A 14,224-nucleotide genomic window follows, 5' to 3' on the forward strand; every position below is an offset into this window, starting at 1 on the left:
ATGCGCCCTCGGAGTGACTGCAATGGTTCCTTTCTTCGTCCAGATCAAATGCAAGCTTGGCCAGTCCTATACGGTCGCCAACGCGCTTGCCGAAGCCGAGATCGCCTCCGAGATCTACTCCACGGCGGGTCAGTACGATCTCCTGGTGAAGTTCTACGTCGACAAGGACACCGACATCGGCCACTTCGTCAACGAGAAGGTGCAGGTGCTGCCCGGCATTCAGGACACCCTCACCATCATCACCTTCAAGGCGTTCGGCACGGGCTAGCTTTCGCGCCTTCAGCCGCCAGCCTCCTTGCGCTTGGGCGGCGTCGGGCCATCGACCGGCGGCAGCGACTTCAGATAGGCCGCCATCGCGGCGCGATCCTCCGGCTTCAACTGTGCCAGGTTCTTGATCACCGGCCGCATCGCACCCGAGGCGCTGTCCCCCTCGGGCATGTCACCGGTCTCGAGGAAATCGGCGATATCCTTCTCGCTCCAGTCGCCGATGCCCTTCTGCGTGATGTTCGGCACCCAGCCCTCGCCTTCGGGATTGGGACCGCCGGCGAAGCGCTGCGAGCTGATGAGGCCGCCGAGAACATTGCGCGGGCTGTGGCATTCGGCGCAATGGCCAAAACCGTTCACGAGATAGGCGCCGCGATTCCATTGCGCCGATTGCGTTGCCGCTGGCACGAACGGCCCGACATCCATGAACAGCAATTTCCAGATCCCGACATTGCGGCGGATGTTGAAGGGAAACGGCAGATCGTGGTCGCGCACGCGCCCCGAGACCGGCGGCAGCGTCTTCAGGTAAGCGAAGAGATCGCGGACGTCGTCGACCTCGGCGATATGGTAGGAGGTGTAGGGAAACGCCGGGAAATAATGCGTTCCTTGCGGCGAGACGCCACGCGTCACCGCGTTGACGAAATCGGCCTCGCTCCAGCGGCCGATCCCATCGGTCGGATCAGGCGAGATGTTCGGCGCATAGAAGGTGCCGAACGGCGAGCCGAGCGCCAGGCCGCCGCCGAGCCGCAGGCGGTCGGACTGGTTGGGTACGGCATGGCAGGACGAGCAGCCGCCGGCATTGAACAGCTCCTGCCCGTTGGCGAGATCGGGCCCGCGCGTTGGCGCCGGCAAGGCAACGGCAGTCGGCGCGGTCAGCCACCAGTAGACGGCAAAGGCTGCGACAGCAGCAACCAAAACGACATAAATTGTTCGTCGCAGCATTGAGGATCCCATTGAACCGACGCGATTTTACGGATCCTCCCACAGCCGCTCCAGCCACGAATAATTTAGCTGGTTTGATCGTAATCCGGGAATAAAGTCCGCGTCGCACTGTTTGCAGGTTGACAGCAATCAGGCGTCAACAGGGAGAGACCGATGAACAAAGTGCTTTTCGTCACGCTGGCACTGGGAGCCGCCGTCGCGTTCGCAGGGCCGGCCAGCGCGGAGAAACTGAAGGCGACGCTGGACGGCAAGTCCGAAGTCCCCGCGACCACCAGCAGCGGCACCGGCACGGCCGATCTCGACTATGACGCCGCCACCAAGAAGCTCACCTGGAAGGTGAGCTATTCCGGCCTCTCCGGCCCCGCCACCGCCGCCCATTTCCACGGTCCCGCCGAAGTCGGCAAGAACGCCGGCGTCGCGGTGCCGATCCCGGGCATCGCCAACAGCCCGGCGGAGGGCTCGGCGACCCTGACCGAGGCGCAGGCCTCCGACCTTCTCGCCGGCAAGCTCTACGTCAACATTCACACCGCGGCCAATCCGGGCGGCGAAATCCGCGGCCAAGTAACGAAGTAAGCTCGACGAAGTAAGCTCGACGAAGTAAGTCTCAAAAGCAACTTCATCGGCGAAGGCCGGACGCAAGCGTCCGGCCTTTTCGATTCCAGACGCAGTCCCGGCATCGAAAAGGCCATATGACCATGTCTATGCCGCGCTGAGCGCCTGCTCGAGATCGGCGATCAGATCGTGCGGATGCTCGATGCCGATCGACAACCGGATCGTGGAATCCAGTACGCCGATGTTGCGGCGGAGGTCGGCCGGCACGCCGGAATGCGTCATCGTCGCCGGCAGGCTCGCCAGCGATTCCGTGCCGCCAAGGCTGACCGCGAGCTTGAAGATCTGCAAGGCGTTGAGAAACTTCTCCGCCGCCGCCTGCCCGCCGACGATATCGAACGAGAACGTCGATCCGGCCCCTGAGCATTGCCGCGCGAACACGCGCCCCGCGGGCGAGGTCTCCGCGTGATGGCCGAGATAGTGAACCTTCGCCACCTTGGCATGGTCGCGCAGAAAATCCGCCACGAGCCGCGCGTTGCTGTTGGCCTTCTCCATGCGCAGGCTCAAGGTCTCCAGCGAGCGGTTGATCATCCAGCAGGAATGCGGGTCGAGCTGGGTGCCGATGGCGCCGCGCAGCGCCTTGATGCCCTTCATGATCGCCTTGCTGCCGAGCGCGGCGCCCGCGATCAAATCGGAATGCCCGCCGACATATTTGGTCAGCGAGTACAGCGAGATATCAGCGCCGTGCTCGATCGGCCGCTGAAACACCGGGCCCAGCAGCGTGTTGTCACAGGCGATGATCGGCGTGTGGCCCTGGGCCTTGCCGATGGTGTCGGCGACGCGGCGCATCAGCGCGATGTCGACGAGGCCATTGGTCGGATTGGCCGGCGTCTCGACCAGGATCATCGAAACCCGGCCCCGACGCATCGCCTCTTCGGCGGCCTGATTGACCACCGCCTCGTCGACGCCGTCGGCAAAGCCGACCGCGCCGATCGAGAAGCGCGACAGCGTGTTGGTCAGCAGCGTTTCCGTGCCACCGTAGAGCGGCTGGGAATGCAGGATGACATCGCCGGGGCGGACGAATGCCAGGATCGTGGTCGAGATCGCCGCCATGCCTGACGAGAACAGCGCGCAGCTCTCGGTGCGCTCGTAGATCGCGAGCCTGTCCTCGACGATCTCGCTGTTGGGATGGTTGAAGCGCGAATAGACGAGGCCAGCGCCCATGCCCTCCGGCGGCTCGCGCCGGCCGGCGACGAAATCGAAGAAATCCTGCCCGTCCTCGGCGGTCTTGAACACGAAGGTCGAGGTCAGGAACACCGGCGGCTTGATGGCGCCTTCCGACAGCTGCGGATCATAGCCATAGGTCAGCATCAGCGTTTCCGGATGCAGCATATGGTTGCCGATATGGGTCTTCGACGGGAACGGTTTTGTCATGGCCTGTCTCGCTGTTGACTGCGATCGCCGCCGGCGCGTCGGAACTCTGGACAGCGTGAGGCATCAACGCCGCGGCGGCGCGAGCAAACATAGTCGTTCTGACGGCGATCCGTCAGGCCATGGAGGAGAAATAGATGACGCGTGCGTGGCCCGGATGGAGCGCGGCGCAATCCGGGCTACGCATTCGACCGCTACTTCAGCTTCAGCCGGTACGTCTCGTGGCAATCGTTGCAACGGTCGTTGATCGCGGTGTAGGCCGCCTTCAGGCTCGCCACGTCGGTGATCTTGCCCTTGACGTCGGCGAGCGCCTTCTGCACCGGCGGGATTTTGGAATCGAAATCGGCCTTGTTCTGCCAGACCTTCGGCGAGGAGCCGTAGGTGGCGTTCACGACGTCCTGCTTGGGATTGACCTCGAACGTCTTGGCGATCTTGGCAACGTCCGCCTCCAGATTGGCGATCGCCTCGTCGACTGCCTTCTGATTGTAGGGGATGTCGCCCTTCGTCGTCTTCAGGATGACCGTGTACAGGCTCTTGGCCTGCGAGCGCATCAGATTGTCCTGCTGGACCGCAACCTCCTGCTGCGCCATCACGGCGCCCGCACCCAGAAGCAGGGTGCCCGCGACAACAAACATTCGTTTCATGAGTCTTCTTCTCCGGCTCGCAAGTCGGTTTGGGGGAACAGGCGATTGATGGTTAGAACCCGGCGGCGGGCACTTAATTCCCGCCGCGCGGCCGCCGCGCCTTACAGGCTGTGGCGGCGATGGTGCTCGTTGATCGCGATCCACACCCGCTCCGGCGTTGCCGGCATGTCGATGTGGTCGATCTTGTATTCGCGCCAGAGGGCGTCGACGATGGCGTTGACGACGGCCGGACAGGAGCCGATCGCGCCGGCCTCGCCCGCGCCCTTCACGCCCATCGGGTTGGTCGTGCAGGGAATGTTGTTGGTCTCGAACACGAAGGACGGCCCGTCGGCCGCGCGCGGCAGCGCATAGTCCATGAAGGTTGCGGTGATCAGCTGGCCATCGCCGGCGCCGTAGACCACCTGCTCCATCAGCGCCTGGCCGATGCCCTGCATGGCGCCGCCATGCACCTGGCCGGCCAGCAGCAGCGGATTGAGCGTCTTGCCGAAATCGTCGACGATCACGTAGTTGACGATCTTGATGATGCCGGTGGCCGGATCGATCTCGACCTCAGCCAGATGCGTGCCGTTCGGGTAAGTGCCGTCGGCGCTGGCGAAGGTCGCGCTGCCATTCAACTTCGACGGATCGGCGCTGGCGCGCTTGGCGAGATCGGCGAACGAGATCGAGCGGTCGGTGCCGGCGATGCGGATCACGCCGTCGGTGATCTCGAGATCGCCGGCGCTGGCTTCCAGTGCCTGTGCCGCGATCTCCTTCAGTTTCTGCCCGAGCTCACGCGTGGCGCGCTCGACGCTGACGCCGCCTGACGGGATCGAGGCCGAGCCGCCGGTGCCGAGGCCCGTGGCAATCTCCGCCGTGTCGCCCTGGCGGACGTGGACGCGCTCCGGCGCCACGCCGAACTGCTCGGCGACGATCTGCGCATAGGCGGTCTGGTGACCCTGCCCGCTCGACTGCGTGCCGATCAGCACGGTGACGTCGCCGTTGGGATCGAGCCGCACATTGGCGGTCTCCTCGCCCATCACGCCGCAGATCTCGACATAGCTCGCAAGGCCGATGCCGCGGATCAGCCCCTGCTTCTTCGCCGCCTTGGCGCGCTTTGGAAATTCCTTCCACTCGCCGATGTCCATCGCGCGCTTCAGATGCGCGGCGAAGTCGCCGGAATCGTAAACCTTGCCGGTCGCGGTCTTGTAAGGCAGCGCCTTCGGCGGGATGAAGTTCTTGCGACGGATCGCGTCCGGCGTCATGTCGAGTTTGCGCGCACAGGCATCGACCAGACGTTCGATGACGTAGGCGGCCTCGGGCCGGCCCGCGCCGCGATAGGCATCGACAGGCACGCTGTGGGTGAAGATGGTGCGTACGCGGCAGTGGAAGGCCTGGATGTCATAGAGGCCCGGCAGCATGCCGGCGCCGCCATGCGGAATGTAGGGCCCGAAGGTCGACAGATACGCGCCCATGTCGCCCATCAGGTCGCAATCCATCGCCAGGAACTTGCCGTCCTCGGCGAGCGCCATCCTGGCGGTGGTGACGTTGTCGCGGCCCTGCGCATCGCCCATGAAATGCTCGGAGCGATCGGCCGCCCACTTCACCGCCTTCTTCAGCTTGCGCGCCGCAACCGCCATCAGGGCGTATTCGCGGTAGGGAAACAGCTTCGTGCCGAAACCGCCGCCGACGTCGGGACAGATCACCCGCATCTTGTCGGTCGGGATGTTGAGCACGTTCTGGCAGAGGATGTCGCGCAGGCGATGGCTGCCCTGGCTGCCGACCGTCAGCGTCAGATGATCGGCCTTGGCGTCGTATTCGCAGACCGCCGCGCGCGTCTCCATGAAGCTCGCGACCACGCGCGGATTGACGATGGAGATTTCGGCAACCGCATGCGCTTTCGCAAACGCAGCTTCGGTCGCCGCTTTGTCGCCGATCGAGACGTCGAACAGCACGTTGCCAGGCTTGTCCGGCCAGACCTGCGGCGCGCCCTTCTTGACGGCGTTGACGACGCCGGTCACCGCCGGCAGCGGCGACCATTTGACGTCGATGGCCTCGATCGCGTCGCGCGCCTGGTCGATGGTCTCGGCGACCACGAAGGCGATGGAATCGCCGACATGCCGCACCTCGTCCTTGGCCAGGATCGGGTAAGGCGGGCCGGTGAACGGATCGGTCTCGAGGTTGAACAGGCAGGGGAGATTGCCGAGATCGGCGACCTCGGCGGCGGTCAGAATCAGCGCAACGCCAGGAAGGGTGCGGGCGCGGCTCGCATCGATGGTAAATTTGGCATGTGCATGCGGCGAGCGCAGCATCAGGCAGCGCAGCGCGGCTTGCGGCGCGTAATCGTCGGTATAGCGGCCCTTGCCGCGGATCAGCGCGTCGTCCTCCTTGCGCAGCACGCTTTGGCCGACGCCGAACTTGATGGGGGCTGCCATTCGATTGTCCCGTTTCTCATGGTTGTTTTGCCGGCATATTGCCGTGGAAAAACAGGCAGTGCAAACGGGAATAGGCAGGCCGGGCCCGCGAAAAAATGCCCCGTGCCTCGCGCCGCTCCCGGCGAGCCGGCACCATGGCAGGATTATCGTCAAACTCGGACCTGACGCATGCCCGCGAACAAGCCGTGGTGCCGACCACCACTTGCTCGCAAAGCGCATGTCCAAAGCGCATGTCCATGTCTCGTGCTGATCATCTACATCCCGCCGCGGTTCCAGAGGTACCGCGTGTGATCCCTGAGCGCGTCGATGGCTCGCTGAGGCGTGAGGTAGTCGACCTCGCTACGCGTGAGACCGATATCCCTCAGCTCCCGGTCGCTCAAATCCTGCAAGTTGACCTGCGGCCTCTGGTGCCGCTCCCAGATCGCAAGCCAAGCTCGCTTGATTGGCGCAAGAACGCTGCGCCTCGGTGCCGCCGCCGGGCCGGCAGCATCCTTGTCCAGCGCCTTGTCCAGCGCCTTGGCCGACGCCTTGAGGCGCGCGACCAAAGCCTGGTCGATCGTGTCCTTGGCGGACACGATCGCGAGGTTGAGACCGCGCTTTGCGGCATCGACCTCAATTCCGGGTGAGATATCCGTCTGTTGTGGTGGCATCGTACGCTCCTGCTGTTGTGCCGGCAGGGAGCGTGGCCAAACAAAAGGCCCCGTCCGATGCCGGCGGGGCCTGGTGGAAAAGATGTCGTCGTCGACTTGCTAGCGCACGACTCCTTCCACGGCCCAGCCGAAGCGGGTCATGTGGTTGAAGTTGACTTTGCGCGAGCATTTGAACATGCGCTACCAATAGCACCGCAACCGTGCAAAATCAAGAGATGTGCAGAGACTGGGTACACCTTGGGGGCGAGCGCCTCGCTCCGGCGAGCCGAAGTTGAGCTGCAGCACGCTAATGTCGGCTCTGACTATGCAATGGAAGTGTTGGCCATGGTCATCATACGATGAAGGACCACGGTGTTACTTTTGTTACGATCCCGCGCTGATCGAGTTCGAGTTGGGCGGGAATGTCAGAGGATTCGAACAACCAGACGGCCCTAGATAGAGCCTGCCGTTTCTTCCAATCCCCGCCCACTAGCGCATTCACATCCGCTTCAGTCATACCTATGCGCAAAAGCGGCACAAGGTGTTCGTTGTTCAATAAGCGCAACACGCGTTCTGCCCAATGCCTATACCACGCGGCAAACGATAACCCGGTCGGACGAAAATCGTCGTCCTCCGGACGCCCGTCCCAGACCGTCCCGTATGACGCACCTGCAACGACGAGATAAGAGTAATTATCGCAGCCTTGGTGACAGAATTCCAGGATCCCTGGAAGTTCGTAACCCCGAACTCTCTGGCCCAACTCCGCTATTGATTCAACCGATTGACTGAATGGGAATGCCGTTGATAGGTCGCGACCGAAATCTGCCAGAGGTGCCAGACCATAGTACGGACCCGCACCGCCGTTTCCAACGGTCGTCAGAAAGCAATGATAGTCCGGTGGTAGATCAATCCCATGATTGGACTCGAACGCTCTCACTTCCGCCAGCGGCAACACCGGGCCAAATGAGTAGCGGTGTTGACGACTTCCGAATACGCGAAAGGTTCGATCGATAGCCCGGAGGCGGTTAACGAGTTGACCAAGCTCTGCAATCTGCTGTGCGGTTATGAAAGGTCTCCAATCCGTGTTGGTCACCTGTCTATCATGGCCGAGCAAAAGGACAAAGTGCACCTGCATCGGGCGTGGCCGCTTGGTCTGCTTCAGGGCCCATAGCCGAACTGCGCTCTGGTTCGCGACAGCCTTCGCAGGCAGAGCGGACATAACGAAGCTATTGATGCACACCTAGCCGCGAACCAGCGAGACCAGCCAGCTTCGGCCGAACAGCACGAGGATCGCGAGCGCGTAGATGATCGTGCCGCCGACGGCGAGCAGGAGCAGCGTCACCTCATCCCGGAAGTGCATCGCGCCCAGCGCGGAACTGCTGAACCGTGCAATCAGCCAGAACGCGGCGGCGAGGATGATCCCGGTCAGCAGGAATTTGGCGAGCGACAGCAGCCACGCCCGATCCAGCACCAGAAAGCCGCGCCGCACGGCAAAGAACAGCACGAGCAAGAGATTGGTCCAGACCCCGACGGCGGTCGCCAGCGCGAGGCCGATTTGTGCCAGCGACCCCATCAAGGCCACCTTCAGCGCGACGTTGACGGCGATCCCGGTCAGCGACGCCCGGACCGGCGTTGCCGTATCCTTGCGCGCATAAAAGGTCGCGACCGCGCTGCGGATCAGCACGAAGGGGATCAGGCCGATGGCATAGGCCGCGAGCGTGCCGCCGGCGGCGACCGCATCGGCCTTGGAGAACGCGCCGCGGGCGAACAGCGCGCGCATGATCTCGTCGGGCACGGTGAGGAAGGCCGCGACGAAGGGGATCGAGAACAGCAGCGTGAAATCGAAGGCGCGGCGCTGCGCCTTCATGGCGCCGTCGTGGTCATTGGCGGTGATCCGTCTCGACATCTCCGGCAGCAGCACCGTGCCGATGGCGATGCCGATGACGCCGATCGGCAACTGATTGAGGCGATCGGCGTAGTACAGCGCCGACAAGGCCCCCGCAGGCAGGAATGTCGCGATGATGGTGTCGGCGAACAGCGCGACCTGCGTGCCCATCGAGCCGAGCGTCGCCGGACCCAGCGCCTTGAAGAAGCTGCGGACGTCTTCATCGAGCCTGAGCGGCGCAAAGCGCGGCAGGCCGCCATGGCGGGCGAGATCGCCGGCGAGCAGGACATATTGCATGAAGCCGGAGATCAGCACGCCCCAGGCCGCGGCATGGCCCGCGGTCGGAAACCAGACGGCAACCGCCAGCGTCATCATCATCGCGACGTTGAGGAAGATCGAGGCGGCCGCAGCGCTGGCAAAACGCTGCATCACGTTCAGCATGCCGCCATAGAGCGTCACCAGCGTGATCAGCAGCAGATAGGGAAACGTGATCCGGGTCAGTTCGATCGCGAGCTTGCGCTGCTCGGCGTCGTCGGAAAAGCCGGGCGCAAGTAGGCTCATAGCCTGCGGCATGAACAGCCAGGCGACGATCAGCAGCACAACTTGAGAGGCCAGCAGCAGCGTGAAGATGCGGTCGGCGAACAAGTGTGCCGCCGCCTCTCCCTTCTCGCCATGGACATGGGCATAGGCCGGCACCCATGCCGCATTGAAGGCGCCTTCGGCAAAGATCGCGCGAAAATGATTGGGCAGCCGCAGCGCCACGAAAAAGGCGTCGGCCACCGGGCCGGCGCCGAGGATCGCCGCGAGCATGATGTCGCGGGCAAACCCCGTCAGCCGCGAGAGCAGCGTGTAACCACCAACCGTGAAGATGCGTCCGAGCATGGCGGATCAGGCTCGCCGATTGAAGGGATCGAGCACCGCAACGCCCGTGGGTTTGAAGTCGGACACGTTGCGCGTGACGACGGTGAAGCCATTTTCCAGCGCGGTGGCCGCGATCATGAGATCGGCGCTGTCGTTGCCGAGAACAGCGCTCAGTGCGCCCCAGCGACGTGCCGCGCGCAGATCGAAGGGTACGATCCGCTCGCCATAGATGTTGACGAGCTGGTCCAGCCAGGCCGCAAGCGCAGCCGCAAAACCCGGGTCGGACGCGCGCTGCCGGGCGATGCCCCGCTCGATCTCGCCGATGCTGACGACGCTGAGGAAAAGATCGGCGCCGCGCTGGCGCCCGAACCATCTGACGAGCCCTGGATCGCGTTCGCGCCGGCGCAACTCCGACAGGATGACGGTGTCGATCAGGAACATCAGATGCCGGGCTCGCGCATCCGGATCTTCGCCCGCGGAAATTCGCGGTCGTCCTGAGGCATGGCGAGCAGCAATTCGGCAAAGGACGGCGCCTGCGCGCGTTCAAGACGCCGCAGGCGTTCATACTCCGTGATGTCGACGACCATCACCGCCGGCTTTCCGTGCTTCGTGACGGTCTGCGGCGCGCGCCGCGCTGCCTCGACGACCTCGCTGAATCGATTTTTGGCGTCCTGGATGGACCAATCGCGACGGGACATGAGCTGGTCCAATCTAGCTAGAATTTCTAGCCAGAATACGGCGCGGTCGGGTGAGCGTCAATGCGCAAATTCCGGAGCTCGTCCGACGCAGAAGCCCGAAATCAGCCCGCCAGCGCGCCCCGCACGGCCGCGATTACCCGCTCCTGATCGGCTTCGGTCAGATAGGCGTGCATCGGCAGGCTGATGACGTCCTGCGACAGACTTTCGCAAGCCGGCAGCCCGCCTTCGGCGACCGGATACTGCCTGTACGCGGACTGCTGGTGCATCGACTTGCCGTAATAGACCGCCGTCGGCACGCCCTGGGCCTTCAGCGCGGCAGCGAAGCCGTCGCGGTCGGTCCCCTCCGGCAGGCGGATCGTGTACTGCGCCCAGACCGAGGTGTTGCCGGCCGCGAGCCGCGGAATACCGACCACGTTGGACAGGCCGCGCGCGTAGCGCTCGGCGACCTTGTTGCGGGCGGCGATCTCGTCGTCAAAGATCTTCAACTTCTCGAGCAGAATCGCAGCCTGCATCGTGTCGAGGCGGCCGGTCAGGCCGAGACGGATATTGTCGTATTTGTCGGCGCCCTGCCCGTGCACGCGGATGCTGCGCAGCGTCGCCGCCAGATCGTCGTCATCGGTGAAGATCGCGCCGCCGTCGCCGAAGCAGCCGAGCGGCTTTGCCGGGAAGAAGCTGGTCGTGGTGGCGAGCCCGAAGGTGCCGAGCTTGCGGCCCTTATAGCTTGCGCCGAAACCTTGCGCGGCGTCGTCGACGATGAACAGGCCTTCGGCCTTGGCGATCTCGGCGATGGCATCGTGATCGGCGGGCTGCCCGAACAGATCGACCGGAATGATCGCGACCGGCTTCAAGCCGGCCTTGCGCGCAGTCGCAATGCCGCGCTTGAGCGACTCCGGGCTCATGTTGAAGGTCGCTTCATCGACATCGACGTAGACGGGCGTCGCGCCCATTCGCGCCGCCGGCGAGGCCGTCGCGATGAAGGTGAAGGACGGACACAGCACGGCGTCGCCGGGCCCGACATTCTTCGCCATCAGCACCATGAGAAGCGCGTCGGTGCCGCTGGCACAAGCGATCACATGCTTGGCGCCGCAATAGGCCGCGAGCTGCTTTTCGAGCTCCGTAACCTCAGGACCGTTGACGAACTGGCAATGGTCCATCACGCGCTTGACGGCGGCATCGAGCGAGGCGCCGAGCCGGAGCCGCTGCGAGGCGACGTCGATGAAGGGAATGGGTTCGGACCGCAGATGCTGGTTCATGATCTCGTTCTTGGCCTGGCTCTTGACGCCTTCTTGCGTGATCGACATGGACAGGGTTTTAGCCGGCGACGCGGCGCGGGCCCTTGCGGGCGGGCGACGTCGCCGCGGGCCGCGACGGCGTCTCCAGGCACTGCGTTGCGATCTCGAGGCTGGCGACGCCTTCGTCGCCGGTGACCGCCGGAGTCTCGCCGTTGCGCACGGCCTTGAGGAACGCCAGCAGCTCCGCACGCAGCGGCTCGTCGTGGCCGACAGGCAGATGCCGCATCGAATAGCTGCCGTCGGGCTTGAAGCCGAAACATTCGGTGACCTGGCGCGTCAGCAGATCGCCCATCACGTATTTGCCGCGGGTCGCGACCGTGACGCTGCGCGCCTTGAACGGCGTCAGCCAGTTGGTGTTGATGTGCGCGAGCACGCCGCTGGCGGTGCGGAACTGCAGCAGCGCGATGTCCTCGCGCTCGGCGACCGCGCTCGACAGTTGCGGCTGCACCTCGACGATGTCGGATTCTGTGAACCAGCGGATCAGATCGATGTCGTGCACGGCAAGGTCGATGACGACGCCGACATTGGACATGCGCGGCGGGAACGGACCGACACGCGTGATCGCGATGGAGAGAATGTCCTCGCCCGCGATCGCATGCTTGACGGCGGCGACCGCCGGATTGAAGCGCTCGACATGGCCGATCATCAGCGTCACGCCGGCCCTTTGCGCGGCGGCGACGATCTCGCGGCCCTCTTCCACCGTGGAGGCGATCGGCTTCTCGACCAGGAGATGGATGTTTTTCGCAATGCAGGCGAGCGCGACCTCGTGATGCAGATGGGTCGGCGCCGCGATGGTGACGGCATCGACGCCCTCCGCCACGAGTTGGTCGAGCGTCTCGAAGCTGTTGCAATTGGCAAGTTCGGTCGCCCGCGCGCGATGTGCCGGCGACGGATCGACCACGCCGACGAGGGTGACGCCGGGCAGACCGGCGAGCACGCGCGCATGGTTGCTGCCCATCACGCCCGCGCCGATGACGCCGACGCGCAGGCCGGCCTTTGCCGGTTGTGATCCCTTGGAACTCATCTGAGCAAACCCCGATTCACCGCAAATCCCCGGGCCGCTTCTAGCACGGGTGCCACAGATGTGGCGAATGCCGGGCAAACCGCCCGGACACGATTTGATTCAAAAAGTTACACGTTCTCCGGGCCTTAAGCCGCCTAAAGCGGGCTGTTTCGCCCGGATCGCGCGATTCGGAGCTTGCTGGTTACGACCTTTGATAGTCGTCTTCAATCCGGATGATGTCGTCTTCCCCCAGATAGGAACCGGTCTGGACCTCGATCAGTTCCAGCATGATTTTACCGGGGTTCTCCATCCGGTGCACCGCGCCCATCGGGATGTAGATCGACTCGTTCTCGTGCACCGTCTTCACCGTCTCGTTGACGGTGACGCGGGCCGCGCCGCGAACCACGATCCAGTGCTCGGCGCGGTGATGATGCTTCTGCAGCGACAGGCGCCCGCCCGGCTTCACGACGATGCGCTTGACCTGGTGGCGCTCGCCATTGTCGACCGACTGATAGCTGCCCCAAGGGCGATGCACCTTGAGATGCTCCTCGGTCACCTTCGGCGCGACCGCCTTCAGCTTGGTGATGAGACGCTTCAGGCCGTTGGCATCCTGCTGGCGCGAGACCAGAACCGCATCCGCGGTCGCGACCACGACGAGATCGTCGACGCCTTCGAGCGCGACCAGCGCATGATCGGTCGTGACGTTGCAGTTGCGCGTGTCTTCGAACACGGCGGTGCCGTGGGCCGAATTGCCTTGCGCGTCCTTCTCGGACAGCTCCCCCACCGCGCGCCAGGAGCCGACGTCGGACCAGCCGCAGGACACCGGCACCACCGCCGCGCGCGAGGTCTTTTCCATCACCGCATAGTCGATCGAGATCGCCTTGGCGGCGCCGAACGCCTGCGGCTCCAGCGTGACGAAGCCGAGATCGCGGCCGGCATTGGCGACCGCGCTGACCACCGCCTCGACGCTGGCCCCATCCACCTTGCGATATTCGTCGAGCAGCAGGCTTGCGGGGAACATGAAGTTGCCGCTGTTCCAGAGGTAGCCGGAATTGACGTAATCGGCGGCCTTCGCCGCATCCGGCTTCTCGACGAAGCGCGCGACCGCGTGCACCTCGCCCGAGATCACCTCGCCCGGGCTGATATAACCGTATTCGGTCGCCGGCCGCTCCGGCTTGACGCCGAAGGTGACGATGCGCCCCGTGCTCGCGGCAGCGAGGCCCTCGCGGCAGGCGGCGACGAAGGCGGCGTTGTCGCGCACCACGTGGTCGGCGGCGAGCGCGAGCACGATGGCCTCGCTCGTGCGGTTTTGCGCGAACGCCGCGCCGGCGGCGATGGCCGGGCCGGAGTCGCGCCGCATCGGCTCGAGGATCACGTCGGCCTCGATGCCGATCTCGGCGAGCTGCTCCAGCACCATGAAGCGATAGACCGCATTGGTGATGACGACAGGACGGTCGAACAGCGCGGCGTCCGAGACGCGCAGCAGCGTGTCCTGGAAGGTCGAGCGCGCGCCGAACAGCGGCAGGAACTGCTTCGGCCGCACCTCGCGCGAAAGCGGCCACAACCGCGTGCCGGCGCCGCCGCACATGATCAAGGGGATAATGCGTTTGTCCAT

Annotated in this window: 14 protein-coding genes; 2 read left to right on the forward strand and 12 right to left on the reverse strand. The window is 64.4% G+C overall.

The genetic code is table 11. The annotated features are described in order from the left end of the window. The first annotated feature begins 22 nt into the window (after positions 1–22). Complete coding sequence (locus G8O24_RS08790) at positions 23–268, forward strand: Lrp/AsnC ligand binding domain-containing protein (RefSeq protein WP_018642903.1); 246 nt, start codon at positions 23–25, stop codon at positions 266–268. 11 nt (positions 269–279) lie between these two features. Here G8O24_RS08790 and G8O24_RS08795 read toward each other — a convergent pair whose 3' ends face one another. Continuing rightward, entirely contained in the window at positions 280–1,206 is a 927-nt protein-coding gene (locus G8O24_RS08795) for a c-type cytochrome (RefSeq protein ID WP_188098400.1), read from the reverse strand. Between the two features lie 153 nt (positions 1,207–1,359). Between G8O24_RS08795 and G8O24_RS08800 the strand changes: the two genes are divergently transcribed. Continuing rightward, positions 1,360–1,779 carry a CHRD domain-containing protein gene (locus tag G8O24_RS08800; protein WP_188098402.1) on the forward strand — a complete coding sequence of 140 codons (420 nt, stop codon included), beginning with the start codon at positions 1,360–1,362 and terminating at the stop codon, positions 1,777–1,779. Between the two features lie 126 nt (positions 1,780–1,905). Here the strand turns inward: G8O24_RS08800 and G8O24_RS08805 are convergent, their stop codons facing one another. From G8O24_RS08805 to G8O24_RS08855, 11 genes are all read right to left on the reverse strand, one after another. Continuing rightward, positions 1,906–3,189, reverse strand: a complete 1,284-nt coding sequence (locus tag G8O24_RS08805; protein ID WP_188098403.1) for a cystathionine gamma-synthase family protein — start codon at positions 3,187–3,189, stop codon at positions 1,906–1,908. A gap of 191 nt (positions 3,190–3,380) precedes the next feature. Continuing rightward, complete coding sequence (locus G8O24_RS08810) at positions 3,381–3,830, reverse strand: cytochrome c (RefSeq protein WP_188098409.1); 450 nt, start codon at positions 3,828–3,830, stop codon at positions 3,381–3,383. Between the two features lie 101 nt (positions 3,831–3,931). Next, positions 3,932–6,241: a xanthine dehydrogenase family protein molybdopterin-binding subunit gene (locus G8O24_RS08815; RefSeq protein WP_188098411.1), complete on the reverse strand. Its 2,310-nt coding sequence runs from the start codon at positions 6,239–6,241 to the stop codon at positions 3,932–3,934. A gap of 254 nt (positions 6,242–6,495) precedes the next feature. Next, positions 6,496–6,891, reverse strand: coding sequence for a DUF1127 domain-containing protein (locus G8O24_RS08820; RefSeq protein ID WP_188098412.1), 396 nt, complete (start codon positions 6,889–6,891; stop codon positions 6,496–6,498). 331 nt (positions 6,892–7,222) lie between these two features. Then, entirely contained in the window at positions 7,223–7,963 is a 741-nt protein-coding gene (locus G8O24_RS08825) for an SMI1/KNR4 family protein (RefSeq protein ID WP_188098414.1), read from the reverse strand. A 147-nt stretch (positions 7,964–8,110) separates the two neighbouring features. Then, entirely contained in the window at positions 8,111–9,637 is a 1,527-nt protein-coding gene (murJ, locus tag G8O24_RS08830; RefSeq protein WP_188098416.1) for a murein biosynthesis integral membrane protein MurJ, read from the reverse strand. A 6-nt stretch (positions 9,638–9,643) separates the two neighbouring features. Continuing rightward, positions 9,644–10,057 carry a type II toxin-antitoxin system VapC family toxin gene (locus G8O24_RS08835; protein ID WP_188098417.1) on the reverse strand — a complete coding sequence of 138 codons (414 nt, stop codon included), beginning with the start codon at positions 10,055–10,057 and terminating at the stop codon, positions 9,644–9,646. After that, on the reverse strand, positions 10,057–10,314 hold the full coding sequence (locus G8O24_RS08840) for a type II toxin-antitoxin system Phd/YefM family antitoxin (protein WP_188098418.1): 258 nt from the start codon (positions 10,312–10,314) through the stop codon (positions 10,057–10,059). Before G8O24_RS08840 ends, G8O24_RS08835 begins: the two co-directional genes overlap by 1 nt. A gap of 101 nt (positions 10,315–10,415) precedes the next feature. After that, complete coding sequence (locus G8O24_RS08845; RefSeq protein ID WP_283815539.1) at positions 10,416–11,615, reverse strand: DegT/DnrJ/EryC1/StrS family aminotransferase; 1,200 nt, start codon at positions 11,613–11,615, stop codon at positions 10,416–10,418. 10 nt (positions 11,616–11,625) lie between these two features. Next, positions 11,626–12,630, reverse strand: coding sequence for a Gfo/Idh/MocA family protein (locus G8O24_RS08850; protein WP_188098419.1), 1,005 nt, complete (start codon positions 12,628–12,630; stop codon positions 11,626–11,628). A 181-nt stretch (positions 12,631–12,811) separates the two neighbouring features. Continuing rightward, complete coding sequence (locus G8O24_RS08855) at positions 12,812–14,224, reverse strand: mannose-1-phosphate guanylyltransferase/mannose-6-phosphate isomerase (RefSeq protein ID WP_188098420.1); 1,413 nt, start codon at positions 14,222–14,224, stop codon at positions 12,812–12,814.

The organism is Bradyrhizobium campsiandrae (genome assembly GCF_014529705.1).
GTDB lineage: Bacteria > Pseudomonadota > Alphaproteobacteria > Rhizobiales > Xanthobacteraceae > Bradyrhizobium > Bradyrhizobium campsiandrae.